Here is a 23,066-nt window from a genome sequence, read left to right on the forward strand (position 1 = left end):
TACAATCACGCACTTCTTCATGGAGGCCTGTATGCAAGTGCTTATTCGAGCGGCAACAGCCGATGACGTTGACACGCTGTGCGCTATCCGCACCGCGGTTGTGCAAAACCATCTGAGCCTTGAGCAGATGGCCGAACTTGGCATTACCCCACAGGTACTGGTCGATACCCTGAGTGCGGCGCCCTGCGCCTGGATCGCGGAAGTCGATGGCCAGGCGGTCGGTTTTTCCATGGTTGACCTGGCCGAAGGCGAAGTGTTCGCGATGTTCGTGTTGCCCACCCATGAAAACCTTGGGCTAGGGCGCCAGTTGATGGCGTTGGCCGAGGCGGCATTGTTTGAACACCACGACAGGCTGTACCTGGTCACCGACGGGCGCGATGACATCCGCGCCAATGGCTTCTACCAGCGCCTGGGCTGGTCCGTCGTGGGCCGTGTCGAGGGCGACGACGTTCGTTATGAAAAGGGCAGGGCGGGGTAGGCCATGAATGCGCCGCCGCCGGCGTCCAACAGCTTGCGTTATCTCGCGGTTGGCGTGCTGTGTGTCGCGGTGTTATTGGGGTTCTATTTCGTTCAAATCAACGCCAAGGCAGACCGCCAGCGTGAAGAGACCGCCGAACGCCTTGCGCTGTGTCGTCATCTGGAACGGGTCGCTGGGGCGACCTCTACCCGTAACGAGGAGCTTCGTCGAACGTGCGCGCAACTGAGCGAGCAGTTATTCAAGCGGGCACCGTCAGATTGATTAATAACCCTCTTTTATAAGTGGAATTGTTTCAGGAATATTTGCGCTACTTGCACCAAAAAGTGGCACTCGTATTATTCGTTACCTTAAAAAACATGTGGTTATTGAATGACTTACGCAATATGTAATCCGACGAAAGGATTAAAATATTGTTGTTACAGGTTTTTACAGTCGCTACTATAGCCGGGCGTTCACCTCCCACGGTTTATGCATTTTTAAATCCCAAGTTTCCATCAGCTACTTGGGATTTTTTTTGCCTGCGATTTGACCTTGGGGGTCGAATTTCAGAATATTTCATCTGGCGTCAGAGACGACGCAGGAAGGATTTTACGATGTGGCGGGTGGCATCGGTGGTGTCCAGTTCGTCCAGGGCACCGTAGGCATACCACTGACAGTCCACGATCTCATTGCAGGGGCGTGCCTGGTCGATATTCACCACCGAGGCCTCGAACACATGGTGCAGGGTGTCGCGGGTCTTGAGTTCCTGTAAATACAGCAAGCTGTCCACGTTTAATCCGGTTTCTTCTTCCAACTCGCGTTCCGCTGCGCCGACCGGGCGCTCGTCGGACTCGACCTTGCCGCCTGGCAACGCCCATTTGGACCGGGCCTTGCGCACGAAGAGAATATGCTCCTCATGTGCGCAAATGACCGTTGCACGTATTTTCAATGCCTGTACCTCCCACAGTGCGATCAATGTCATAAAAGTGTAATGCAATTGTCATGCTAAGTGGTTGTGGCGTGCCGGGGCCGGTATGTGGATACTTCCGGTTTGACGAATACGAGCGAGGACATTCAATGAAGACCATACGCTGGGGCATGATCGGCTGTGGCAATGTCACTGAGTTGAAGAGTGGACCGGCTTTCTATAAAGCGCCAGGTTCGGCACTGGTGGCGGTGATGGGGCGGCGTCTGGATGCAGTGCGCGATTATGCGGCGCGGCACGGTATTGCCCGTTTCTATACCGACGCCCAGGCACTGATCAATGACCCTGAGGTGGACGCCGTCTACATCGCCACACCGCCCGACAGTCACCTTGAGTACGCCCTGATGGTGGCGGCGGCGGGCAAGCATTGTTGCGTCGAAAAACCCATGTCGCTGAATGCCGAACAGAGTGCGTTGATGCAGCGCACCTTCGAACGGGCCGGGCTGCATCTGTTTGTTTCCTACTACCGGCGCTCGTTGCCGCGCTTCCAGCAAGTGCGCACCTGGTTACAGGAAGGCCGTATCGGTGCATTGCGCCATTTAACCTGGACTCTGTGCAAGCCGGCCGCTGCCGCTGACAGCAACGCCGCCAATTGGCGCACTGATCCTGCGATTGCCGGTGGCGGCTATTTCGCTGACCTGGCCAGCCATGGCTTCGATCTTTTCCAATACCTGGCTGGCGATATTGTCGAGGTCTCGGGCTACACCGCGCGACAGGCCGGACGCTATGCAGCAGAAGATGCGGTGACCGCCTGCTGGACCTTTGCCAGCGGTGCGTTGGGCATGGGCTGCTGGAACTTCGTGGCGGACCGCCGTGAGGATCGTGTCGAGTTGATCGGTAGCCAGGGTCGCATCCAGTTCTCAGTGTTCGAGGACCAGCCACTACGCCTTGAAGGTGAGACCACCGAAGTATTGGAGGTGCCATGCCATGCCCATATCCAGTGGCACCACGTACTGAACATGAACGCCCATATCCGCGGGGAGGCCGAGCATCCGTCGCTGGCGATCGAGGCGTTGAAGACCGATATCATCCTGGACAAGGTGTTACAGCGTTACTCCCAGCATCCCTAGCCGTTGCAATAGCGTGAGGCTTCATTTTTTTCAAAGGAATACCGGGATGAAATACTGGATGGTGCTGTGGCTGCTGATCGCTACAGGTGCAACGGCGGCTTCGCGCAACCAAGGGCACGCGGGGGAGTTTGATTTTTATGTGCTGTCACTGTCGTGGTCGCCGACGTTCTGCCTGACGCACCCAGGCAATGAGCAGTGTTCGGGCAAGGGCTATGGCTTTGTGCTGCACGGCTTGTGGCCGCAATACGCACGGGGTGGTTGGCCGGCCTCGTGTGCGCCGCAGTCGCGCCTGAGTGACGAGGAGATGGACAAGGGCGCGGCGCTGTTTCCGACCCGTGCGTTGCTCAAGCATGAGTGGGCCAAGCATGGCACCTGCAGCGGGCTCGAGCCGCTGGAGTATCTGCAAAGGACCGACACGGCACTTGGCGTGGTGGTTATCCCGCAACAGCTGCAGCCGTTCAATACACCGCCATCGCTGCCGGCACAGGAGATCGAGGCGCTGTTTCGCGAGAGCAACCCACGCATGGGCAACCACGGGCTGGCGGTGATCTGCAAAGGCAAGGTGCTCTCGGAGGTGCGTGTGTGCCTGACCAAAGACCTGGCGTTTGCCGGTTGCCCGCGCAGCGTGAAAAGCCAGTGCCGAGACGGTGATATTCGTATTCCAACCCAGCGCTGAATGCCAATTCGAGCACTGGGCAGGGAGCAGGGCAAAGGGGCATTTTGTTCAATACCTTGAGCGTTCCGGGCGTTACCGTGATCTCAACCTCGTTTGGCATCACAAGAAGGAACTGCAATGAGCTTGATCATTTCCATGGCCGCCTTTGCCCTGGCCACTTCCATCACCCCTGGGCCAGTCAATGTCGTGGCCCTGAGCAGTGGCGCGCGCTTTGGCTTCGCCGCCAGCCAGAAGCATGTGTTCGGCGCCGCTGTCGGCTTCACCTTGTTGCTGGTGCTGATCGGCCTGGGCCTGCATGAAGTGCTGGTGCGCTGGCCGATCCTGACCCAACTGATCCAGTGGGGTGGGATCGCCTTTCTGCTGTACATGGCCTGGAAGCTGGCGGTGGACGATGGTCGCTTGGACGCCGACGGTACTGCAACCGCGCCGTCGATGTTGTACGGCGCAATCATGCAGTGGCTCAACCCGAAGGCCTGGCTGGCCTGTGTGGCAGGCATGGGGTTGTTTGCGGCTGATGGCGACGCTGGGCAGGTGTGGTTGTTTGCGGCGCTGTACCTGGTGATCTGCTACCTGTCGGTGGCGTGCTGGGCGTATGCCGGGACATTTTTGCGCCGCTACTTGAGCAACCCCCAGGGCGTGCGCCTGTTCAACCGCTCAATGGCCGCGTTGCTGGTGGCCAGTGTGGGTTATTTGCTGATGGCTTGAGGTTTTCGCGGTACTGCCCCGGCGTGGCGGCGAAGTGCTGTTTGAAGGTGCGCTGGAAATGGGCCTGGTCGGCAAAGCCCGCGGCCAGGGCGACGTCGGCAATCAGTGCTCCATTGCGCAATTGGCTGCGGGCAAACTGGATGCGTCGGTTGACCATGAACGCGTGGGGCGTCAACCCGTAATACTGTTTGAATGCGCGGATCAGATAGGACGGCGACAGCTCGGCCGCCAGGCAAATGTCTTCGAGCTTCAACGCCTGGGTACAATGGGTGCGGATGTAGTCGGCGGCGCGTTCCAGCTTGTGGTTGACCTCACGCACTGGCGTCAGCGACGGATTCAGGCGCTGTTGCACCTCGGTAAAATAGCTCACCAGCGCGCTCTGTTTTTGCAGCAGATCGGCCTGTTCGTCCAGCAGTATCCGGTACAGGTCCAGCAAGCCGAGATACAGCTGCGGGTCACGGGTATGGGGCGTATCGAAAGGTCGGTAACCCTGCTCGGTGCTGAAACCCAGCTGGTATTGCAGGTCGGTCAGCCACGGCGTGTCGAGGTACAGCATGTGATAGGACCAGGGCTGGTCATAAATTGGGTTGCATGCATGCACATCGCCCGGGTTCATCAGCACCACCGTGCCGGCGCTGATCTCGAAGGTCTGGGCGCCGTAGTGGTAATAACTGCGCCCGGTGGTGATCGCGCCAATGGAAAAATGCTCGTGGGCATGCCGGGTGTAAGTGACCTTGCGACCGTCGGCGATGGTCCGCGCCTCGATGAACGGCAAGCGTTCATCACGCCAGAAAAGCGGTGCTGTAGCGGCGGTCATGGGCAGGCGCTCCCGGGTGTCGATCAAGTGAGCAAGCAGCCTTATACAAAACCCGGGATTGTTCAAGCCTCAGCGATGTTCAAGCGCCAGGCCGCGCAGGTAGTCGGCCCAGGGGTCGCTGCCGCTCGCGGCGGCCTGCAGGCTGATCGGCAACCTGGCTTGTTGACGCAAGGCCTGGCTGTCGTGCAGCAGGTGTTGTTCGACAATGACCCGCGTGAGTGCATAACTGCGCGGTGAATCCAGGGTAGAGGGCACCCGCCGACCGAGGCTGTCGGGTGCGGGAACGTCGTCCACACTGGGCAGTTCATGACCAAGTTTGTTGAGCCGCAGGTCAGTATCGACCGGCGTCAAGGCGACCTCGACAGGTGCGGCTCCGCGTGCATACGCCGGCCAGTCGAAGCGCATCCAGGCAGAGTGGCTGGCGCTGTCGACCGCTTGCATGACCTGGATGTAATCCAAGTCACGTCGTGGCCGAATCAGTAACTGCTTGGGGAAGAGTTCGTAGAAGTCCAGGTTGCTAAAGTACGTGACATACACCAACACGCCCAGCCGACCCACCTCGCTGGGGGTGCCTGGTCGCCGTCGATTCACGCTGAAAAACTGTACGCGGCCATATTCCAAGGCTTCACGGCGCGGCAGAGTCAGGTGCGACAGCCAATAACGAATGGACTCTCCATAAGCGGCCTTTAACTGTTGGAGTTTGAGGTCAAAGGCGATGGCAAATACTGTATTGATCCGCCCCAGCAGATGAAAGTGCTTAGCCATTTCCCGGTATTTGATCGCCGGGTTCGAGGAATGCCAACGGCTGGAGGTGGTGTCCAGGGCGCCGGCCATGTGCAGGTCGACGAAGGAATACTTAGGGCCGGTATGCACATCCTCAAAGCGCCCCTCTTCGGAAAATGGCGAGTCTTGCGGCAGCCACATCAACACGCGCGTCTCGAGCAACACATTGTCAGGGTAGACCTTGCGCAGATCCTCCAGGGCGGTCTGGCGCAACGTGACGATGGGCTGGGCAAACGCCTGCAGCGTTGAGGCCAGGCGTGCGCGTTGGAAGTTGAGCGCCTGGCTTGCGCTGTTCAACGCTTGCGTACCGCTGCGTTTCTCGCTCGGCAGTACGCCGTTGGCCTCGGCCCAGTCCAGGATCGGGCCGGCCGCTTCGGTGCTGGCCAGGAAGCTTTTCCAGCCACCTTCCGGATTCAGGTAGGCCAGGGTCATGATCTGCGAGTAGCTCAACTGACGGGACGATCCTGTCACGACCTTTTCCATATAACTCACGTACTGACGGAACAGCACCCAGGCCTGTGAACTCAGGCAAGGGGTGGATTCGGGGATGTCGCGAACCAGCAAGTGCGGGCCTTTTGCGCACAGCAGCAGGTGGGCGGCGAGGGCGGCGACCGGTGCGCTGAGCTGGTGCAAGCTGACTTCAATCTGGTGGCGGACGAAAGACACGGATTCACCCCAATAGTAGGCATCGTGCCAGTCGATGTGGCTGATACGGGTGGGGTGCACGTGCGGCTCGGGATCCAGGCTCAAGATCAATGCCGCCAGGATCAGCGCGTTGCGACTGCCACTCTCGGTGCGCTCACTCGCATGGCCTCCATGCCAGTGCAAGGTGTTCGCGAGATTCTCGCCCAGTTGCTGGGCCAGGGGGGACGCCAGCAAGCGCACCAGGAGGAAGTCCGCTTCGGCGCGCACGTCGGCCACCGACTTACCGGCCAGGCCGGTTCCACCCAGTGCTTCAAACAGCAGGCCGTCCCTGTCGGCCATGAAGGCTTGGCTGATGCTCAAGATCTGCTGGCGTTCCAGCCTCGACAACTGCCACGCCGTCGGCTGCCAGCCGGTCGACGGTTTCAGCGCCCGCCACCAGGCACGATCGCTGACGGCCAGAGGTTGGCTGACTTCCAGGCGCTGCAGGGTGACGCGGGCTTCTTCCAATGAGCGTGGCAAACTGAATTGGTATAGTTTCAACGCCTGGGCGAGGGTGACGGTGGTGTCGGTGCGCAGGTAGCCACCGGTCTTGGCGGCCACTTCCTGAAGTTGGCTGACCAGCGCCGCCAGCCTGGGTTGCTCCAGTACGGCATCGGTCAGGGATGTCCAGTTGCCGTCCAGGTCGGAGGCGCCGAGGCTGCCCGCGGCGCTCAGTACCACTGGGCTGGCAGGATCAATGCGTTCGCGAAGACGCAGGGCCACGAAGGCGGGGTCGTCGGTCAGCACGCGCAATTGCCCATAGGCTTTATTCACGGTGGCCTGGAGCGCATCCGGGTCACCGTTGAACGGTATCTCGAGGCCTTCTGCCCCTTGTAATGTGCCGGTGTCGATGACCTTGGCCAACGCGGTGCGCAATATGTGACGGTCGTTCAACAGGCCGACAAATTGCTGGTAACGGTACAGCTCGGCGAACGACCGCCTGGCATTGAGCACTACCGGTACTGTCGGGGCGGGTTGTTGGCGCAAACGCCTGACCAGCGCGTTGATAGCCGATACGCTCCAGGGCCGCTCGAGGGAGTAGGCCTGCAAGGCGGCGGCGATGCTGAGGCTGGGGTCCGGGTAAAGATTGATGCCCAGTTGGTTGCCGAATACCACCAGCTTGTCCCAGCGCGCATCGCGATGGGTCGGGATATGGAAGCCCAACTCTTGCTCGTTGCCCGGTGTGGGCACCGCCAGTTGTCGGCGCTGGCAGTCGAAGTACAGGGAGGTCGATGTGTCCGTGGATGCGCTCAGATCGTTTTCATCCATGATCGCCTGCAGCAGGCCCGCGACGTCCTTTAAGGTCCTGGCCAGCCGCGAATCGGATCCCAGGTGCAGGCGGGTACGGTAAATATCCAGGGCTGAAAATGCCTCGCTGTCCTGGGTAAGAACGGCCAGCGCATCGGCCAGTTGCTGGAGGTCCCTGGCCTGCTCGGTCAATTCAGCGTAGATCATCGACTTGCTGCGGCCGTTGTCGTCAAACCCGGGGAAGCCGCCCAACGTCTCCAGTTCTTCGACAATCGTTCGCGCTTGCAAGTGGTTAGCCGGCATCGGCAAGCCATGGAAGGCCAGCGCCAGGTTCAACGGCAGTGTCAGGGCGGTCGTCGGCGATTGCGGGTCGATAGGGGGCATGCCCAGTTCCATCGGGTCGATCAACTGGCTGATGAAAATAATCGGGTTGGCGTGCGCCCACCAACCGGACGCGTCGGCCAGCTTGAAGCCCCTGTGCTGACCGCCCACGGTGGCACTCAGGGTGCTGTTGTGCACTCGCAGGCTCTGGTGATCAATACCTTCCTGGGCGTCGACCCAGGCCCTGAACGCCTTGCCGTTGATGGCTTTGCCGAAGGCTGCACTCCATTGGCCCAGCAATGAGCCAGCGGCAATCGTCAGCGGCTGGGAAGGTGGTGCCAGGGCCTGGCTCGCCGCAATGGCAAGCACGGTGGTCAACTGCTCTATCAGGTTGCGGTCACCCTCCACGCGCAGGGCCTGGCGTTCGCTCACAAAGGTGGCGGTAGGTTTGAGGGTGACCGGCAAGGCGGTATCGCTGGGCAAGGCGTCCCAGGTCAGGGCGAGAGTGCGAAAATCTTCCATGAGTGCGGTTCCGGATTTGAATGTAAACCCGGATGTTCACATGAACGGTCGGCGCCTCAGTAGCAGGGGGTTCCGGTAAGGCCGTGGCTTGTATCACCCAGGGCTGCCCGTCATCGCGGCTTGGGGCGGCCTGGCAGCCGCTGAGTGTCCAGCTGACGGGGGCAAGCCCTAATGCCAGTCTGTTAAAGCTTTTTTGTAGGAGCGAGCTTGCTCGCGAAAAACTTACAGGCGCCGCGTTCATTCAGCAAACACGCGTTATCGTTGACGTTTTTCGCGAGCAAGCTCGCTCCTACAGAAGGCGATGACCGCTTAACTGACTGGCATTAGGGCAAGCCCCCTCCCACATAAGAGCAGGCTACTGCCATATTCCGCCCCGCGTTCCGTCAGGCAGGTACCAGGAAGGCTGCCTTGAGCAACTGTCGGGTGTAGGCGTGCTGCGGATCAGCAAAAATATTTTGCGCGTCGCCCTGTTCCACCACCTGACCTTGCTTGACCACCATCAACTGGTGACTCAGCGCCTTCACCACCGCCAGGTCATGGCTGATAAACAGGTAGGTCAGGTTGTACTTGGCCTGCAGGCCGCGCAGCAATTCCACCACCTGGCGTTGTACCGTACGGTCCAGGGCCGAGGTGGGTTCGTCGAGCAGGATCAGCCGCGGCTTGAGCACCAGGGCGCGGGCGATGGCGATGCGCTGGCGCTGGCCGCCGGAGAATTCGTGGGGGTATCGATGGCGGGACTCGGGGTCCAGGCCCACCTCCTTGAGCGCCGCGATGATCGCCGCTTCCTGCTCGGCAGGCGTGCCCATCTTGTGGATGCGCAAGCCCTCGCCGACGATCTCGCTGACGCACATGCGCGGGCTCAGGCTGCCGAACGGGTCCTGGAACACCACCTGCATTTCCCGGCGCAATGGGCGCACCTGTTGCTGGGTGAGCTTGTCCAGTTGCTGGCCTTCGAAGCGAATACCGCCTTGGCTGCCGATCAAACGCAAGATGGCCAGACCCAGGGTGGATTTGCCCGAGCCGCTTTCACCTACAATGCCCAGGGTCTGCCCTTGGGGCAGGCTGAAGTTGATCCCGTCCACGGCCTTGACGTAGTCGACGGTGTTGCGCAAGAAACCTTTCTTGATCGGAAACCAGACTTTCAGGTCGTCGACTTCCAGCAGCGCTGGGCCCACTGCGTTGTTGGCCGGCCCACCGCTGGGCTCCGCCGCCAGCAACTCCTGGGTGTAGGGATGCTGGGGTGACTGGAACAGCGTCTCGCAATCGGCCTGCTCGACGATGCAGCCCTGTTGCATCACGCACACGCGGTGGGCGATGCGTCGCACCAGGTTGAGGTCGTGGCTGATCAGCAGCAGTGCCATGCCCAGGCGGGCCTGCAACTCCTTTAGTAGTTCGAGGATCTTCAACTGCACGGTGACGTCGAGGGCCGTGGTCGGCTCATCGGCAATCAGCAGTTCCGGCTCGTTGGCCAGGGCCATGGCGATCATCACCCGCTGGCGCTGGCCGCCGGACAGTTCGTGGGGCAGGGCCTTGAGGCGCTTGTGCGGCTCGGGAATGCCCACCAGCTCCAGCAGTTCCAGGGTGCGCTGGGTGGCGACCTTGCCGGTAAGGCCCTTGTGCAGGCCGAGCACTTCGTTGATCTGCTTCTCGATGCAATGCAGCGGATTCAACGAGGTCATCGGCTCCTGGAAGATCATTGCGATACGGTTGCCGCGAATATGCCGCAGGGTTTTTTCTTTCAGGGTCAGCAGGTCTTGCCCGGCATATTCGATGGTGCCGGAGGGGTGCCTTGCCAATGGATAGGGCAGCAGGCGCAGGATCGAATGGGCTGTCACTGATTTGCCGGATCCGCTTTCACCTACCAACGCCAGGGTTTCGCCACGCTTGATGTCGAAGCTGACGTGATTGACCACGCGATGGTGATGCTCGCCCGTGACGAACTCGACACTCAGGTCGCGGATTTCGAGCAGATTGTCCTGAGTCATCTCATTTCCTCGGGTCGAACGCATCGCGAGCGGACTCGCCGATAAATACCAGCAAACTCAACATGATCGCCAGCACCGCGAAGGCACTCATGCCCAGCCACGGCGCCTGCAGGTTGGATTTGCCCTGGGCCACCAGTTCACCCAGCGACGGCGAACCTGCCGGCAGCCCGAAGCCGAGAAAATCCAGTGCGGTGAGGGTGCCAATGGCGCCGGTGAGGATGAAGGGCAGGAAGGTCATGGTCGAGACCATCGCATTGGGCAGGATATGCCGGAACATGATCGCGCCGTTCTGCATGCCCAGCGCCCGTGCTGCGCGCACGTATTCAAGATTGCGCCCGCGCAGGAACTCGGCGCGCACCACATCCACAAGGCTCATCCAGGAAAACAGCAGCATGATCCCCAGCAGCCACCAGAAGTTGGGCTGCACGAAGCTGGCGAGGATGATCAGCAGGTAGAGCACCGGCAACCCCGACCAGATCTCCAGAAAGCGCTGCCCCGCCAGGTCGACCCAGCCGCCGTAGAAACCCTGCAAGGCGCCGGCAATCACACCGATGATCGAACTCAGCACGGTCAGGGTCAGGGCAAACAGCACCGACACGCGAAAGCCATAGATCACTCGCGCCAGCACATCACGGCCCTGGTCATCGGTGCCCAGCAGGTTGGCGCTCGAGGGGGGCGCGGGGGCAGGGACCTTCAGGTCGTAGTTGATGCTCTGGTAGCTGAACGGGATCGGCGCCCAGAGGGTCCAGGCGTCCTTGGCCTTGAGCAGCTCCTGGATGTACGGGCTCTTGTAGTTGGCTTCCAGGGGGAACTCGCCGCCGAAGGTGGTCTCCGGGTAGCGCTTGAGCGCCGGGAAGTACCAGCCGCCGTCGAAGTGCACGGCCAGGGGTTTGTCGTTAGCGATCAGCTCGGCGCCCAGGCTCAGCACGAACAGGACCAGGAACAGCCACAGCGACCACCAGCCACGCTTGTTGGCCTTGAACCGCTCGAACCGGCGGCGATTGAGGGGGGACAGGTTCATCTCAATGCTCCCGGCTGGCGAAGTCGATACGCGGATCGACCAGGGTATAGGTGAGGTCACCGATCAGTTTCACGACCAGCCCCAGCAGGGTGAAGATAAACAGCGTGCCGAACACCACCGGGTAATCACGGTTGATCGCCGCTTCAAAGCTCATCAGGCCCAGGCCGTCGAGGGAGAAGATCACTTCCACCAGCAACGAACCGGTAAAGAAGATGCCGATGAAGGCCGAAGGGAAACCGGCGATCACCAGCAGCATGGCGTTGCGGAATACGTGACCGTAGAGCACGCGATGGTTGGTCAGCCCCTTGGCCTTGGCGGTGACCACGTACTGTTTGTTGATCTCGTCGAGGAAGCTGTTCTTGGTCAGCAGGGTCATGGTCGCGAAGTTACCGATCACCAGCGCGGTGACGGGCAGGGCCAGGTGCCAGAAGTAATCGAGGATCTTGCCGCTCCAACTCAACTCATCGAAGTTGTTGGAGGTCAGGCCGCGCAACGGGAACCAGTCCAGGTAACTGCCACCGGCAAACACCACAATCAGCAGGATCGCAAACAGGAACGCCGGGATCGCATAGCCGACGATGATCGCCGAGCTGGTCCACACATCGAAGTGGCTGCCGTGGCGCGTAGCCTTGGCGATCCCCAGGGGGATCGACACCAGGTACATGATCAAGGTGCTCCATAACCCGAGGGAGATGGACACCGGCATCTTTTCCTTGATCAGATCGATGACCTTGGCGTCACGAAAAAAGCTGTCGCCGAAATCCAGCTGGGCGTAGTTCTTGACCATGATCCACAAACGTTCCGGCGCCGACTTGTCGAAGCCGTACATCTTTTCGATTTCCTGGATCAGCGCCGGGTCCAGGCCCTGGGCGCCACGGTAGCTGGAACCGGCCACTGCGACTTCGGCACCGCCACCGGCGATGCGGCTGGTGGCGCCGTCAAAGCCTTCGAGCTTGGCGATCATCTGCTCCACCGGGCCACCGGGGGCTGCCTGGATGATGACGAAGTTGATCAGCAGGATCCCGAACAGCGTGGGGATGATCAGCAACAGGCGGCGAACAATATAAGCCAGCATTCAATCGCCTCCGCTCGCCGTATCGGCGTTTTGCGTGGTGTCCAGGGAGACGGCCGGCTTGACGTCGGGCTTGGCCCACCAGGTGGCCGTGCCCACGTCATAGCGTGGAGAGACCTTCGGATGGCCCAAATGGTCCCAGTACGCCACGCGGAAGGTCTTGATGTGCCAGTTGGGGATCACGTAGTAACCAAACTGGAGTACGCGATCCAGCGCCCTGGCGTGGGCTATCAGGCTCTGGCGCGAGCCGGCGTCGATCAGCTCTTCCACCAGTTGGTCGACGGCGGGGTCCTTGAGGCCCATGTAGTTGCGGCTGCCCGGCTTGTCGGCGCTGGAGGATTTCCAGAATTCGCGCTGTTCGTTACCCGGCGAAGTGGATTGCGGGAAGCTGCCCACCAGCATGTCGAAGTCCCGCGAGCGCAGGCGGTTGATGAACTGCGAGACATCCACCCGACGAATCACCAGGTTGATGCCCAGGTCCGCCAGGTTGCGCTTGAACGGCAGCAGGATGCGTTCGAACTCGGTCTGGGCCAGCAGGAACTCGATGGTCACCGGCTTGCCGGTGGTGTCGACCATCTTGTCGTCGACGATCTTCCAACCGGCCTCTTGCAGCAGTTGGTAAGCCTCGCGCTGCTGGGTGCGGATCATGCCGCTGCCGTCGGTTCTGGACGGCTCGAACGCCTGGGTGAAGACTTCGGCAGGGATCTTGTCATGCAACGGTTCAAGGATCGCCAGCTCATCCGGGCCGGGTAAGCCGGTGGCGGCCATTTCCGAGTTCTCGAAGTAGCTGCGGGTGCGGGTGTAGGCGCCATTGAACAGCTGCTTGTTGCTCCATTCGAAATCCAGCAACAGGCTGATGGCCTTGCGCACGCGCACGTCCTGGAACATCGGCTTGCGTGTGTTGAACACGAAGCCCTGCATCCCGGTAGGGTTGCCGTTGGGAATTTCTTCCTTGATCAAGCGGCCCTGGGCTACTGCCGGAATGTTGTAGGCATTGGCCCAGTTCTTCGCGCTGAATTCCAGCCAATAGTCGAACTGCCCGGCCTTCAATGCCTCCAGGGACACGGTGCTGTCGCGGTAGTAGTCGGTGATGCGGGTATCGAAATTGTAGAAGCCCTTGGTCACCGGCAGGTCCTTGGCCCAGTAGTCCTTGACCCGCTCGTAGCGGATCATGCGTCCGGGCTTGACCTCGGCCACCTGGTACGGCCCGCTGCCCAGGGGGATTTCCAGGTTGCCCTTGGAAAAATCGCGGGTCGCCCACCAGTGCTTGGGCAGCACCGGCAACTGCCCGAGGATCAGCGGCAACTCACGGTTGTTGGTGCGCTTGAACTTGAACAACACCCGCAGTGGGTCTTCGGCCACCACTTCATCGACGTCGGCGTAGTAGTTGCGATATAGCGGGTTACCGTCCTTGATCAGGGTCTGGAAGGTGAAGACCACGTCTTCGGCGCGGATCGGGTGGCCATCGTGGAAGCGCGCCTCGGGGCGCAGGTAAAAACGCACCCAGCTGTTGTCCGGGGCCTTTTCGATCTTGCCGGCTACCAGGCCGTATTCGGTAATGGGCTCATCCAGGCTTTGCACGGCCAGGGTGTCGTAGATCAACTGCAGGTTGTCCGCCGGCACGCCCTTGCTGATGTAGGGATTGAGGCTGTCGAAACCGCCCATGGCCGATTCACGGAAGGTGCCGCCCTTGGGGGCGTCGGGGTTTACGTAGTCAAAATGCTTGAAGTCGGCGGGGTACTTGGGTGGCTCGTTGTAGAGGGTCAGCGCATGTTGCGGGGCGGCTTGCGCTGCGGTGCACAGCAACAGGCTGGCGAGCAGGGTAGTACGCAAAGATATCATTGGGCTTTCTCCGAAGCTTTCAGCCACCACGCGCTCAGGCCCAGGCTATAGGGCGGCGTGGTGACGAAGGCGAACCGGTTGCGGTACGCCAGGCGATGATAGTTGAGGTACCAGTTGGGAATGCTGTAGTGCTGCCACAGCAGCACACGGTCCAGGGCACGGCCGGCGGCCAGTTGTTCTTCGCGGGTCTGCGCCGCCAGCAGTTGGTCCAGCAGGTGATCGACCACCGGGTTGGCGATGCCGGCGTAATTCTTGCTGCCCTTGATCGCGGCCTGGCTGGAGTGGAAGTACTGCCACTGCTCAAGACCGGGGCTTAAGGTCTGGTTGAGAGTCATTAGAATCATGTCGAAATCGAATTGATCGAGGCGCTGTTTGTACTGTGCACGGTCGACCGTGCGCAAGCGGGCGTCGATACCGATGCGGGTCAGATTTTCGACATAAGGTTGCAGGATCCGCTCAAGGTTCGGGTTGACCAGCAGGATCTCCAGGCGCAGCGGTTGCCCGTCCTTGTTGAGCAGGCGTTGCCCTTGTCCCGACAGCTTCCAGCCGGCGTCGCCGAGCAAGCCCAGGGCACGGCGCAGGGTATCGCGGGGGATGCCGCGGCCGTCGGTTTGCGGCAGGCTGAAGGGCTGGGTGAAGAGGGCGGACGGCAATTGGTCGCGGTAAGGGGAAAGCATCAACCACTCATGCCCGGTCGGCAGGCCGCTGGCCGAGAATTCGCTGTTGGGGTAATAGCTCACCGAACGCTTATAGGCGTTGCTGAACAGGGTGCGGTTGGTCCATTCGAAATCGAACATCAACCCCAGGGCTTCGCGCACCTTGGCCTGGCTGAAGGCTGGGCGTCGGCTGTTCATGAACAGGCCCTGGCTCTGGGTGGGAATCTGGTGCGCAATCTGCGCCTTGATCACGTCACCGCGATTGACCGCCGGGAAGTTGTAGCCCGTGGCCCAGTTCTTGGCCTGGTGTTCGATATAGATGTCGAATTCGCCGGCTTTGAAGGCTTCAAAGGCTACGTCGCTGTCGCGGTAGAACTCCACGTCGACTTTGTCGTAGTTATAGAAGCCGCGGTTGACCGGCAGGTCCTTACCCCAGTAATCCTTGACCCGCTCGAATACCAGTTGCCGGCCAGGGGAGACCTTGGTGATGCGGTAAGGCCCGCTACCCAACGGTGGCTCGAAGGTGGTGGCCTTGAAATCGCGATTCTTCCAATAGTGCATGGGCAGCACCGGCAGTTCGCCCAGGCGCAGGATCAGCAATGGGTTGCCGGCGCGCTTGAACACGAAGCGGATGCGGTGGCGGTTGAGAATATCGACCCGCGCCACTTCCTGCAGGTTGGTGCGGTATTGGGGGTGGCCTTCGGTCAGCAGGGTGCGATAGGAAAATGCCACGTCATCGGCAGTGATCGGCTTGCCATCGTGAAAGCGCGCCTCGGGGCGCAAGTTGAAGACGACCCAGCTGCGGTCTTCGCTGTATTCCACTGACTGGGCAATCAGGCCGTAGCTGGAGGTAGGCTCGTCGCCGGACGGCGCGTATTGGCCGGTGCCGACCATTAAGGGTTCGTTCAGCTCATTGACGCCGTATTGCAGGAAGTTGCCGGTGGCCACCGGGCTGGTACCCTTGAAAGTATAAGGATTGAGGGTGTCGAAGGTGCCAAATCCCATGATCCGCAGGGTTCCGCCTTTGGGCGCTGCAGGATTTACCCAATCGTAATGGGTGAATTTGGCCGGGTACTTGAGTGAGCCGAACTGCGCGTAACCGTGGCTCTCGGTAATCGTCGCGTTCGCGGCAAAGCTCAAGGCCAGACTTATTAGTAGAAGGAGAGGACGCTTCAAGTCAGAGATCCGATCCAGGCGGCTTGGGCTTTATGATCGGTACAGTAACAGCTTGTTCCGGTTGGAAAAAGCCAGTTGGGACGATGGAGAACAATGTGGGAGGGGGCTTGCCCCCGATTGCGGTGTGTCAGTTAGCCTGTGTATTGGCTGACCCACCGCTATCGGGGGCAAGCCCCCTCCCACATTAGCTCCTGGGTGTTCTTGGGGCTTTACCTTGGCCCGGAAACCACCAGCATCTGCCCGGGCTTCAAGGCCTGGCCGGTGCGCGGGTTCCAACGCTTGAGATGTTGCATCTCGACGTTGAAGCGCTTGGCGACCATGTACAGCGAGTCGCCTTTCTTGACCTTGTACTGCACCGGTTTTTTCGCCGCAGCTTTACGGGTGTCCTGCATCACCAAGGTCTGGCCGACCTTGAGGGCCTGGCCGTTGAGCTTGTTCCAGCGTTGCAGGTCATGCACGTCGACCTTGTTGGCCTTGGCGATCAAGGTGAGGTTGTCGCCACTGCGCACCTTGTAGCTGCGGGTACGCCCGGCCACTGCCTTGGTCTCGACTTCGTCGAACACTGGCTTCTTGGGGCGCATGCTCAGCAATTCTTCCGGCTTCATCGTCGAAAGAGTGCTGGTCAGCAGTTGGGCCTTGGAGGTTGGTACCAGCAGATGCTGGGGGCCATCCAGAGTGGTGCGTTGTTTCAAGGCCGGGTTGAGCTGGAACAGTTCGTCTTCGTCGATCTCGGCCAGCGCGGCAACCCGTGACAGGTCCATGCTTTGCTTGACTTCAACCACTTCGAAATACGGCGTGTTGGCAATCGGGTTCAGGTTGACACCGTAGGCCTCGGGCGCCAGTACCACCTGGGACAGGGCCAGGAACTTGGGTACGTAGTCCTTGGTTTCCTGGGGCAGGGGCAGGTTCCAGTAATCGGTGGGCAGGCCGAGCTTTTCGTTGCGCTCGATAGCCCGGCTGACGGTGCCTTCACCGGCGTTATAGGCCGCCAGGGCCAGCAGCCAGTCGCCATTGAACATGTCATGCAGACGCGTCAGGTAGTCCAGGGCGGCGGTGGTGGAGGCGGTAATGTCGCGACGGCCGTCGTAGGCACGGGTCTGGCGCAGGTTGAAGTAGCGCCCGGTGGAGGGAATGAACTGCCACAAGCCGACTGCATCGCTGCGCGAATAGGCCATTGGGTTGTAGGCACTCTCAATCACTGGCAGCAGCGCCAGCTCCAGGGGCATGTTGCGTTCTTCAAGGCGTTCGACGATGTAATGAATGTAGAGGCTGCCGCGTTCGCCGGCGTTCTCGAGGAAGGACGGGTTGCTGGCGAACCACAGGCGCTGTTGCTCGATGCGCGGGTTGACGCCAACGCCGTCCTGCAATTGAAAGCCCCGACGCATGCGTTCCCAGACATCCTGGGGCACTTCGGGACTAGGCTTCTCTGATAGCCAAATAGGTTTTTGCTTGATCTTGGCAGCAAGATTGGGTTTGGGTTGCACGGTGGATTGTGCAGCGTAATGGGTCGATTGGCAGCCCGCCAGAGTCGCGGAAACAGCCACCGCCACGGCTTGAGCCAGGCGGGTCAATGCGTCTGAAGAAATGGATTTACGAATAGATGACGACATTGGCTGGAAGTAAGTTCCGGGCAAAAATGTCGGGCGATTCTAGAAAGCGCTTCGGTTCCGGTCAACCATTCAGAAATTACCTACCAGAATAGCTCCTCTTAGAACTTATCTTTCCAAGCCCTCAAGCTAGCAAACACCTCGGCCCCAGAGCGGTTGTCGCGGCCATTCCGTTCGTCCGCTTTTTGTTTAACGGATGTTTCAGCGGTGCGCAGGAAAGGATTAGTGCGTTTTTCCAGGGCCAGATTGGAAGGCAGCGTCATCTCGCCCCGAGCCCGTAATCGGGCAACGTCTTCTACCCGTGCGGCGATGTCGGCGTTGTGCGGTTCCACGGCCTGGGCAAACTTGAGATTACTTTGTGTGTATTCATGGGTGCAGTACACCAGCGTATCGGCGGGCAGGGCGGCCAGGCGTTCAAGGGAGGCATGCATCTGCTCCGGTGTGCCTTCGAACAGGCGCCCGCAACCGGCGGCGAACAAGGTATCGCCACACAACAGCACCCCTTCGTGATAAAAGGCGATATGGCCCAGGGTATGCCCTGGCACGGCGTAGACGTCGAAGTCCCAGCCCAGCACGTTGATACGGTCATTGTCCTGCAGCGCCACGTCCCGCGCCGGGATTTTTTCGTTGGCCGGGCCGTAGACCTTGGCGCCGGTCACCTGTTTCAGTTGCTCGACACCGCCCACGTGATCATGGTGATGGTGGGTGACCAGGATGTCGCTGAGCGTCCACTCGGTGTTCTGCTGGAGCCAGGCCAGCACTGGCGCGGCATCGCCCGGGTCGACCACGACGCAGCGCCGGGTGGCAGGGTCTTGCAACAACCAGATGTAGTTGTCGGTGAAGGCGGGTAGGGCACTGATCTGTATCATTCTTCGATTCGCCAAGCTGAACACATTGGTGCATCTTAGAACGTCTAGGCGAGTTGGAGAATGCAATGACCGATAAAGCGTTCGCCCAGGCCGATCCTGAGTGGCTGGCCCTGATCAGTGCGGCCCGCGAATGGTTGTCCGGGCCGATTGGGCAATTTCTGCTGGATGAAGAACGGCGCATGCTCGATGACGAACTGGGCCGGTTCTTTGGTGGCTACCTGGTGCATTACGGGCCGTCGGCCGAAACCCCGCCGTCGGCGCCCCAGGTGCAACGCAATGTGCGCTTGGGCGCGCCGCTGCCGGGGGTGGAAATCGTCTGTGACGAGCAGGCCTGGCCCTTGAGCGAGCACGCCGCCGATGTGGTGGTGTTGCAGCATGGCCTGGATTTCTGCCTGTCGCCCCATGGCTTGCTGCGCGAAGCGGCGAGCAGCGTGCGCCCTGGTGGCCATTTGCTGATTGTCGGCATCAACCCCTGGAGCAGCTGGGGCCTGCGCCGTGTGTTCGCTCATGACGGCCTGCGCCAGGCGCGCTGCATCTCACCATCGCGGGTTGGGGACTGGCTGAACCTGCTGGGCTTCGCGCTGGAGAAACGCCGCTTCGGGTGCTATCGTCCGCCGCTGGCGACGGCCAAGTGGCAGGGGCGCCTGGCCGGCTGGGAGCGCCGGGCGGGTGCCTGGCAACTCTCGGGTGGTGGCTTCTATTTATTGGTGGCGCGCAAGATCGTGGTGGGGCTGCGGCCGGTGCGCCAGGTACTGCGACAACCCATGGGCAAGCTGGTACCGATGCCAATGGCCAAGGTCAACCGCGAGCAAAGCGAACCCTAAACCTCTTTATTGATTTCAGGCCGGGCTGCCCGGCCTCGGGATACTGTCGGTCAACGACCGCCAGCCCGTCTTGATGGATGCAACCGATGACCGATAGCGTAGAACTCTTCACCGACGGCGCCTGCAAGGGTAACCCAGGCCCTGGCGGCTGGGGTGCCCTGCTGGTGTGCAAGGGCGTGGAGAAGGAACTGTGGGGCGGCGAAGCCAACACCACCAATAACCGCATGGAACTGATGGGCGCCATTCGCGGCCTCGAAGAGCTCAAGCGTCGCTGCAACGTCCTGCTGGTGACCGACTCGCAATATGTAATGAAGGGCATCAACGAGTGGATGGTCAATTGGAAAAAGCGCGGCTGGAAGACCGCAGCCAAGGAGCCGGTCAAGAACGCCGACCTGTGGCAATTGCTCGACGAGCAATGCAACCGTCACGACATCACCTGGAAGTGGGTGCGTGGACACATCGGCCACCCTGGCAACGAGCGCGCCGACCAGTTGGCCAACCGTGGCGTGGATGAAGTGCGCGGCTACAAGCAGAGCTGAAGCCAGCCCACGTGTTAACATCGCGCCCTTTGATTCACACCACACCGTTGAGAGCTGAACCCTGATGGCCATCCGATCTGTTGTACTCGATACCGAAACCACCGGCATGCCGGTGACCGATGGTCACCGGATCATCGAAATCGGCTGTGTCGAACTGATGGGCCGCCGCCTGACTGGCCGCCACTTCCACGTCTACCTGCAACCGGACCGCGACAGTGACGAAGGCGCGATTGGCGTCCACGGCATCACCGACGAATTCCTCAAGGGCAAGCCGCGTTTTGCCGAAGTGGCCGATGAGTTCTTCGAGTTTATCAATGGCGCCCAACTGATCATCCATAACGCGGCGTTCGACATCGGTTTTATCAACAACGAATTTGCCCTGATGGGGCAGATGGACCGTGCGGACATCTCCCAGCACTGCACGATCCTCGATACCCTGATGATGGCCCGTGAGCGTCACCCGGGCCAACGCAACAGCCTCGATGCCTTGTGCAAGCGTTACGGCGTCGATAACTCTGGGCGTGAACTGCACGGCGCCTTGCTCGACTCCGAGATCCTGGCCGACGTCTACCTGACCATGACCGGCGGGCAGACCAGCCTGTCCCTGGCCGGCAATGCCTCAGATGGCGCCGGATCGGCGGAAGGCTCCGGCAACCGCCCTTCGGAAATCCGCCGTCTGCCGGCTGATCGCAGGCCTACGCCGATTATCCGGGCCAGCGAGCAGGATTTGGCCGAGCATGCGGCGCGGTTGGAAGCGATTGCCAAGTCGGCGGGTGCGCCGGCGTTGTGGACCCAGTTGACCCAACAATAACCCAGGCTCAATGCAGTAAAAATGTGGAGGGGGCAAGCCCTCTCCCACAGCTGATCTTCATCGCCTGCAAAATCTTCATTCGCCACATTCGCGTCCAGCTTCTACTCTGATTGCAAAGCCTCAGAAGTAAGAGCGCTCATGTACAAAGACCTGAAGTTCCCCATTCTGATCGTGCACCGTGACATCAAGGTCGACACCGTTGCCGGTGATCGGGTTCGAGGCATCGCCAGGGAGTTGGAACAGGAGGGCTTCAGTATCTTTTGTGCGGTGGACTATGCCGAGGGACGTCTCGTGGCCTCCACCCACCACGGCCTGGCGTGCATGCTGATCGCCGCGGAGGGTGCCGGGGAAAATACCCATCTGCTGCAAAACATGGTCGAGCTGATCCGCCTGGCGCGGATGAGGGCGCCCAACCTGCCGATCTTTGCCCTGGGCGAGCAAGTCACCCTGGAAAATGCCCCCGCCGATGCCATGAGCGAGCTCAACCAACTGCGCGGGATTCTCTATCTGTTTGAAGACACCGTGCCGTTCCTGGCGCGCCAGGTCGCCCGGGCTGCACGCAGTTATCTCGATGGCCTGCTGCCGCCGTTCTTCAAGGCCCTGGTGCAACACACCGCCGACTCCAACTACTCATGGCACACTCCCGGCCACGGCGGCGGCGTGGCCTATCGCAAAAGCCCGGTAGGGCAGGCGTTTCATCAGTTCTTCGGGGAAAATACCCTGCGTTCGGACTTGTCTGTTTCAGTTCCCGAGCTGGGCTCGCTGCTTGATCACACCGGGCCCTTGGCCGAAGCCGAAGCCCGCGCCGCTCGCAACTTTGGCGCTGACCATACGTTCTTTGTGATCAATGGCACGTCCACCGCCAACAAGATCGTCTGGCATTCCATGGTCGGTCGCGACGATCTGGTACTGGTGGATCGCAATTGCCACAAATCGGTGTTGCACTCGATCATCATGACCGGTGCCATCCCGCTGTACCTGTGCCCTGAGCGCAACGAACTGGGGATCATCGGCCCCATTCCCCTGAGTGAGTTCAGTCCAGAGTCGATCCGCGCCAAGATCGATGCCAGCCCCCTGACCCGTGGCCGGCCTGCGAAAGTGAAGCTGGCGGTAGTGACCAATTCCACCTACGACGGCCTGTGCTACAACGCCGAATTGATCAAGCAGCAACTGGGTAGCAGCGTCGAGGTGCTGCATTTTGACGAGGCCTGGTACGCCTATGCCGCGTTCCACGAGTTCTTCGCCGGGCGCTATGGCATGGGCACCTCACGCACCCCGGACAGCCCCTTGGTCTTCACCACCCATAGCACCCACAAACTGCTGGCGGCCTTCAGTCAGGCGTCGATGATCCATGTGCAGGACGGTGGTGCGCGGCAACTGGACCGTGACCGGTTCAACGAAGCCTTCATGATGCATATCTCGACCTCGCCGCAATACAGCATCATCGCTTCATTGGACGTGGCGTCAGCGATGATGGAAGGTCCGGCCGGGCGTTCGCTGTTGCAGGAAATGTTCGACGAGGCCCTGAGTTTCAGGCGAGCCCTGGCCAACCTTCGCCAGCATATCGCTGCCGAAGACTGGTGGTTTTCCATCTGGCAGCCGCCCTCGGTCACCGGTATCGACCGGGTCGTCACCGCGGATTGGTTGTTGCACCCTCAGGATGAGTGGCATGGTTTTGGCGACGTTGCCGAAGACTACGTATTACTCGATCCGATCAAGGTGACGCTGGTGATGCCCGGACTCAATGCCGGGGGCGCCCTGAGCGACTGCGGGATTCCCGCTGCGGTAGTCAGCAAGTTTCTCTGGGAGCGCGGCCTGGTGGTGGAAAAAACCGGGTTGTATTCATTCCTTGTGTTGTTTTCCATGGGCATCACCAAGGGCAAGTGGAGCACCTTGCTCACCGAACTGCTGGAGTTCAAGCGCAGCTACGACGCCAATGCCAGCCTGGCCAGTTGTCTGCCGTCGGTGCATGCCCAAGGCCCCGCGCGTTATCAGGGCATGGGGCTGCGCGACCTTTGCGACCAGTTGCACAGCTGTTACCGTAGCAACGCTACCGCCAAGCATCTCAAACGCATGTATACGGTGTTGCCGGAAATCGCGATGAAACCCGCCGATGCCTACGACCAGTTGGTGAGGGGCGAGGTGGAGGCAGTTCCTATCGATGCCTTGCCAGGGCGTGTTGCGGCCGTGATGCTGGTGCCTTATCCGCCCGGTATACCGTTGATCATGCCCGGTGAACGCTTTACCGAGTCAACCCGTTCAATCATCGACTACCTGGCGTTTGCCCGTACGTTCGATAGCAGCTTCCCCGGTTTTGTCGCGGATGTTCATGGGCTGCAACACGAAGATGACGGCAGTGGCCGTTGTTACACCGTCGATTGCATCAAGAGCTAAGG

Annotated in this window: 19 protein-coding genes; 9 read left to right on the forward strand and 10 right to left on the reverse strand. The window is 60.5% G+C overall.

Going from position 1 to position 23,066, the window contains the following annotated elements; translation table 11 throughout:
- Positions 1-31 precede the first annotated feature (31 nt).
- Together QYQ93_RS12840 and QYQ93_RS12845 are read left to right on the forward strand one after the other, a co-directional pair.
- Entirely contained in the window at positions 32-478 is a 447-nt protein-coding gene (locus tag QYQ93_RS12840; RefSeq protein WP_338477116.1) for a GNAT family N-acetyltransferase, read from the forward strand.
- A 3-nt stretch (positions 479-481) separates the two neighbouring features.
- Positions 482-739: a hypothetical protein gene (locus tag QYQ93_RS12845; protein WP_217882869.1), complete on the forward strand. Its 258-nt coding sequence runs from the start codon at positions 482-484 to the stop codon at positions 737-739.
- 304 nt (positions 740-1,043) lie between these two features.
- Here the strand turns inward: QYQ93_RS12845 and QYQ93_RS12850 are convergent, their stop codons facing one another.
- On the reverse strand, positions 1,044-1,406 hold the full coding sequence (locus tag QYQ93_RS12850) for an NUDIX hydrolase (protein WP_043050299.1): 363 nt from the start codon (positions 1,404-1,406) through the stop codon (positions 1,044-1,046).
- Between the two features lie 128 nt (positions 1,407-1,534).
- Here QYQ93_RS12850 and QYQ93_RS12855 point away from each other — a divergent pair, with 128 nt between their 5' ends.
- From QYQ93_RS12855 to QYQ93_RS12865, 3 genes are all read left to right on the forward strand, one after another.
- A complete protein-coding gene (locus QYQ93_RS12855; RefSeq protein ID WP_338477117.1) occupies positions 1,535-2,512 on the forward strand; it encodes a Gfo/Idh/MocA family oxidoreductase in 978 nt (325 codons plus the stop codon).
- 46 nt (positions 2,513-2,558) lie between these two features.
- Positions 2,559-3,188, forward strand: coding sequence for a ribonuclease T2 (locus tag QYQ93_RS12860; protein ID WP_338477118.1), 630 nt, complete (start codon positions 2,559-2,561; stop codon positions 3,186-3,188).
- Between the two features lie 117 nt (positions 3,189-3,305).
- Complete coding sequence (locus tag QYQ93_RS12865; RefSeq protein WP_043050295.1) at positions 3,306-3,893, forward strand: LysE family translocator; 588 nt, start codon at positions 3,306-3,308, stop codon at positions 3,891-3,893.
- On the opposite strand, the gene QYQ93_RS12870 is transcribed toward QYQ93_RS12865, so the two are convergent.
- From QYQ93_RS12870 to gloB, 9 genes are all read right to left on the reverse strand, one after another.
- Complete coding sequence (locus tag QYQ93_RS12870) at positions 3,835-4,710, reverse strand: AraC family transcriptional regulator (protein ID WP_043050294.1); 876 nt, start codon at positions 4,708-4,710, stop codon at positions 3,835-3,837. The genes QYQ93_RS12865 and QYQ93_RS12870 overlap by 59 nt on opposite strands.
- A 69-nt stretch (positions 4,711-4,779) precedes the next feature.
- Complete coding sequence (locus QYQ93_RS12875; RefSeq protein ID WP_338477119.1) at positions 4,780-8,268, reverse strand: hypothetical protein; 3,489 nt, start codon at positions 8,266-8,268, stop codon at positions 4,780-4,782.
- Positions 8,269-8,651: 383 nt separating this feature from the next.
- Positions 8,652-10,253: an ABC transporter ATP-binding protein gene (locus tag QYQ93_RS12880; RefSeq protein WP_217882876.1), complete on the reverse strand. Its 1,602-nt coding sequence runs from the start codon at positions 10,251-10,253 to the stop codon at positions 8,652-8,654.
- Between the two features lies 1 nt (position 10,254).
- Entirely contained in the window at positions 10,255-11,274 is a 1,020-nt protein-coding gene (locus tag QYQ93_RS12885) for an ABC transporter permease (protein WP_043050291.1), read from the reverse strand.
- A gap of 1 nt (position 11,275) precedes the next feature.
- Positions 11,276-12,349 carry a microcin C ABC transporter permease YejB gene (locus tag QYQ93_RS12890; RefSeq protein WP_046072314.1) on the reverse strand — a complete coding sequence of 358 codons (1,074 nt, stop codon included), beginning with the start codon at positions 12,347-12,349 and terminating at the stop codon, positions 11,276-11,278.
- Complete coding sequence (locus QYQ93_RS12895; RefSeq protein ID WP_338477120.1) at positions 12,350-14,188, reverse strand: extracellular solute-binding protein; 1,839 nt, start codon at positions 14,186-14,188, stop codon at positions 12,350-12,352.
- Positions 14,185-16,020 carry an extracellular solute-binding protein gene (locus QYQ93_RS12900; RefSeq protein ID WP_043050288.1) on the reverse strand — a complete coding sequence of 612 codons (1,836 nt, stop codon included), beginning with the start codon at positions 16,018-16,020 and terminating at the stop codon, positions 14,185-14,187. The genes QYQ93_RS12895 and QYQ93_RS12900 overlap by 4 nt, the downstream gene beginning before the upstream one ends.
- Positions 16,021-16,229: 209 nt before the next feature.
- The gene (locus tag QYQ93_RS12905; protein WP_043050287.1) at positions 16,230-17,630 is read right to left on the reverse strand and encodes a transglycosylase SLT domain-containing protein; all 1,401 of its coding nucleotides are present in this window, start codon (positions 17,628-17,630) and stop codon (positions 16,230-16,232) included.
- Between the two features lie 98 nt (positions 17,631-17,728).
- The gene (gene gloB / locus QYQ93_RS12910; protein ID WP_043050286.1) at positions 17,729-18,496 is read right to left on the reverse strand and encodes a hydroxyacylglutathione hydrolase; all 768 of its coding nucleotides are present in this window, start codon (positions 18,494-18,496) and stop codon (positions 17,729-17,731) included.
- Between the two features lie 65 nt (positions 18,497-18,561).
- Between gloB and QYQ93_RS12915 the strand changes: the two genes are divergently transcribed.
- The 4 genes from QYQ93_RS12915 to QYQ93_RS12930 all read left to right on the forward strand — a co-directional run bounded on the left by QYQ93_RS12915 (position 18,562) and on the right by QYQ93_RS12930 (position 23,064).
- Entirely contained in the window at positions 18,562-19,320 is a 759-nt protein-coding gene (locus QYQ93_RS12915; protein WP_043050285.1) for a class I SAM-dependent methyltransferase, read from the forward strand.
- A gap of 86 nt (positions 19,321-19,406) precedes the next feature.
- Positions 19,407-19,859, forward strand: a complete 453-nt coding sequence (gene rnhA, locus QYQ93_RS12920) for a ribonuclease HI (protein ID WP_003173571.1) — start codon at positions 19,407-19,409, stop codon at positions 19,857-19,859.
- A gap of 70 nt (positions 19,860-19,929) precedes the next feature.
- On the forward strand, positions 19,930-20,670 hold the full coding sequence (gene dnaQ, locus QYQ93_RS12925) for a DNA polymerase III subunit epsilon (protein WP_164484475.1): 741 nt from the start codon (positions 19,930-19,932) through the stop codon (positions 20,668-20,670).
- Between the two features lie 138 nt (positions 20,671-20,808).
- Positions 20,809-23,064 (forward strand): Orn/Lys/Arg decarboxylase N-terminal domain-containing protein, encoded by a 2,256-nt coding sequence (locus QYQ93_RS12930; protein ID WP_338477121.1) that lies wholly within the window; start codon positions 20,809-20,811, stop codon positions 23,062-23,064.
- The last annotated feature ends 2 nt before the right edge of the window (positions 23,065-23,066 follow it).

Origin of the sequence: Pseudomonas khavaziana (assembly GCF_036704165.1) — a bacterium.
Lineage (GTDB): Bacteria > Pseudomonadota > Gammaproteobacteria > Pseudomonadales > Pseudomonadaceae > Aquipseudomonas > Aquipseudomonas khavaziana.

Bases quoted from the DNA above. Each gene is read 5' to 3' on its own strand.
- QYQ93_RS12840 (WP_338477116.1), top strand. From the start codon at position 32: ATGCAAGTGCTTATTCGAGCGGCAACAGCCGATGACGTTGACACGCTG.
- QYQ93_RS12845 (WP_217882869.1), top strand. From the start codon at position 482: ATGAATGCGCCGCCGCCGGCGTCCAACAGCTTGCGTTATCTCGCGGTT.
- QYQ93_RS12855 (WP_338477117.1), top strand. From the start codon at position 1,535: ATGAAGACCATACGCTGGGGCATGATCGGCTGTGGCAATGTCACTGAG.
- QYQ93_RS12860 (WP_338477118.1), top strand. From the start codon at position 2,559: ATGAAATACTGGATGGTGCTGTGGCTGCTGATCGCTACAGGTGCAACG.
- QYQ93_RS12865 (WP_043050295.1), top strand. From the start codon at position 3,306: ATGAGCTTGATCATTTCCATGGCCGCCTTTGCCCTGGCCACTTCCATC.
- QYQ93_RS12870 (WP_043050294.1), bottom strand. From the start codon at position 4,710: ATGACCGCCGCTACAGCACCGCTTTTCTGGCGTGATGAACGCTTGCCG.
- QYQ93_RS12875 (WP_338477119.1), bottom strand. From the start codon at position 8,268: ATGGAAGATTTTCGCACTCTCGCCCTGACCTGGGACGCCTTGCCCAGC.
- QYQ93_RS12880 (WP_217882876.1), bottom strand. From the start codon at position 10,253: ATGACTCAGGACAATCTGCTCGAAATCCGCGACCTGAGTGTCGAGTTC.
- QYQ93_RS12885 (WP_043050291.1), bottom strand. From the start codon at position 11,274: ATGAACCTGTCCCCCCTCAATCGCCGCCGGTTCGAGCGGTTCAAGGCC.
- QYQ93_RS12890 (WP_046072314.1), bottom strand. From the start codon at position 12,349: ATGCTGGCTTATATTGTTCGCCGCCTGTTGCTGATCATCCCCACGCTG.
- QYQ93_RS12895 (WP_338477120.1), bottom strand. From the start codon at position 14,188: ATGATATCTTTGCGTACTACCCTGCTCGCCAGCCTGTTGCTGTGCACC.
- QYQ93_RS12905 (WP_043050287.1), bottom strand. From the start codon at position 17,630: ATGTCGTCATCTATTCGTAAATCCATTTCTTCAGACGCATTGACCCGC.
- gloB (WP_043050286.1), bottom strand. From the start codon at position 18,496: ATGATACAGATCAGTGCCCTACCCGCCTTCACCGACAACTACATCTGG.
- QYQ93_RS12915 (WP_043050285.1), top strand. From the start codon at position 18,562: ATGACCGATAAAGCGTTCGCCCAGGCCGATCCTGAGTGGCTGGCCCTG.
- rnhA (WP_003173571.1), top strand. From the start codon at position 19,407: ATGACCGATAGCGTAGAACTCTTCACCGACGGCGCCTGCAAGGGTAAC.
- QYQ93_RS12930 (WP_338477121.1), top strand. From the start codon at position 20,809: ATGTACAAAGACCTGAAGTTCCCCATTCTGATCGTGCACCGTGACATC.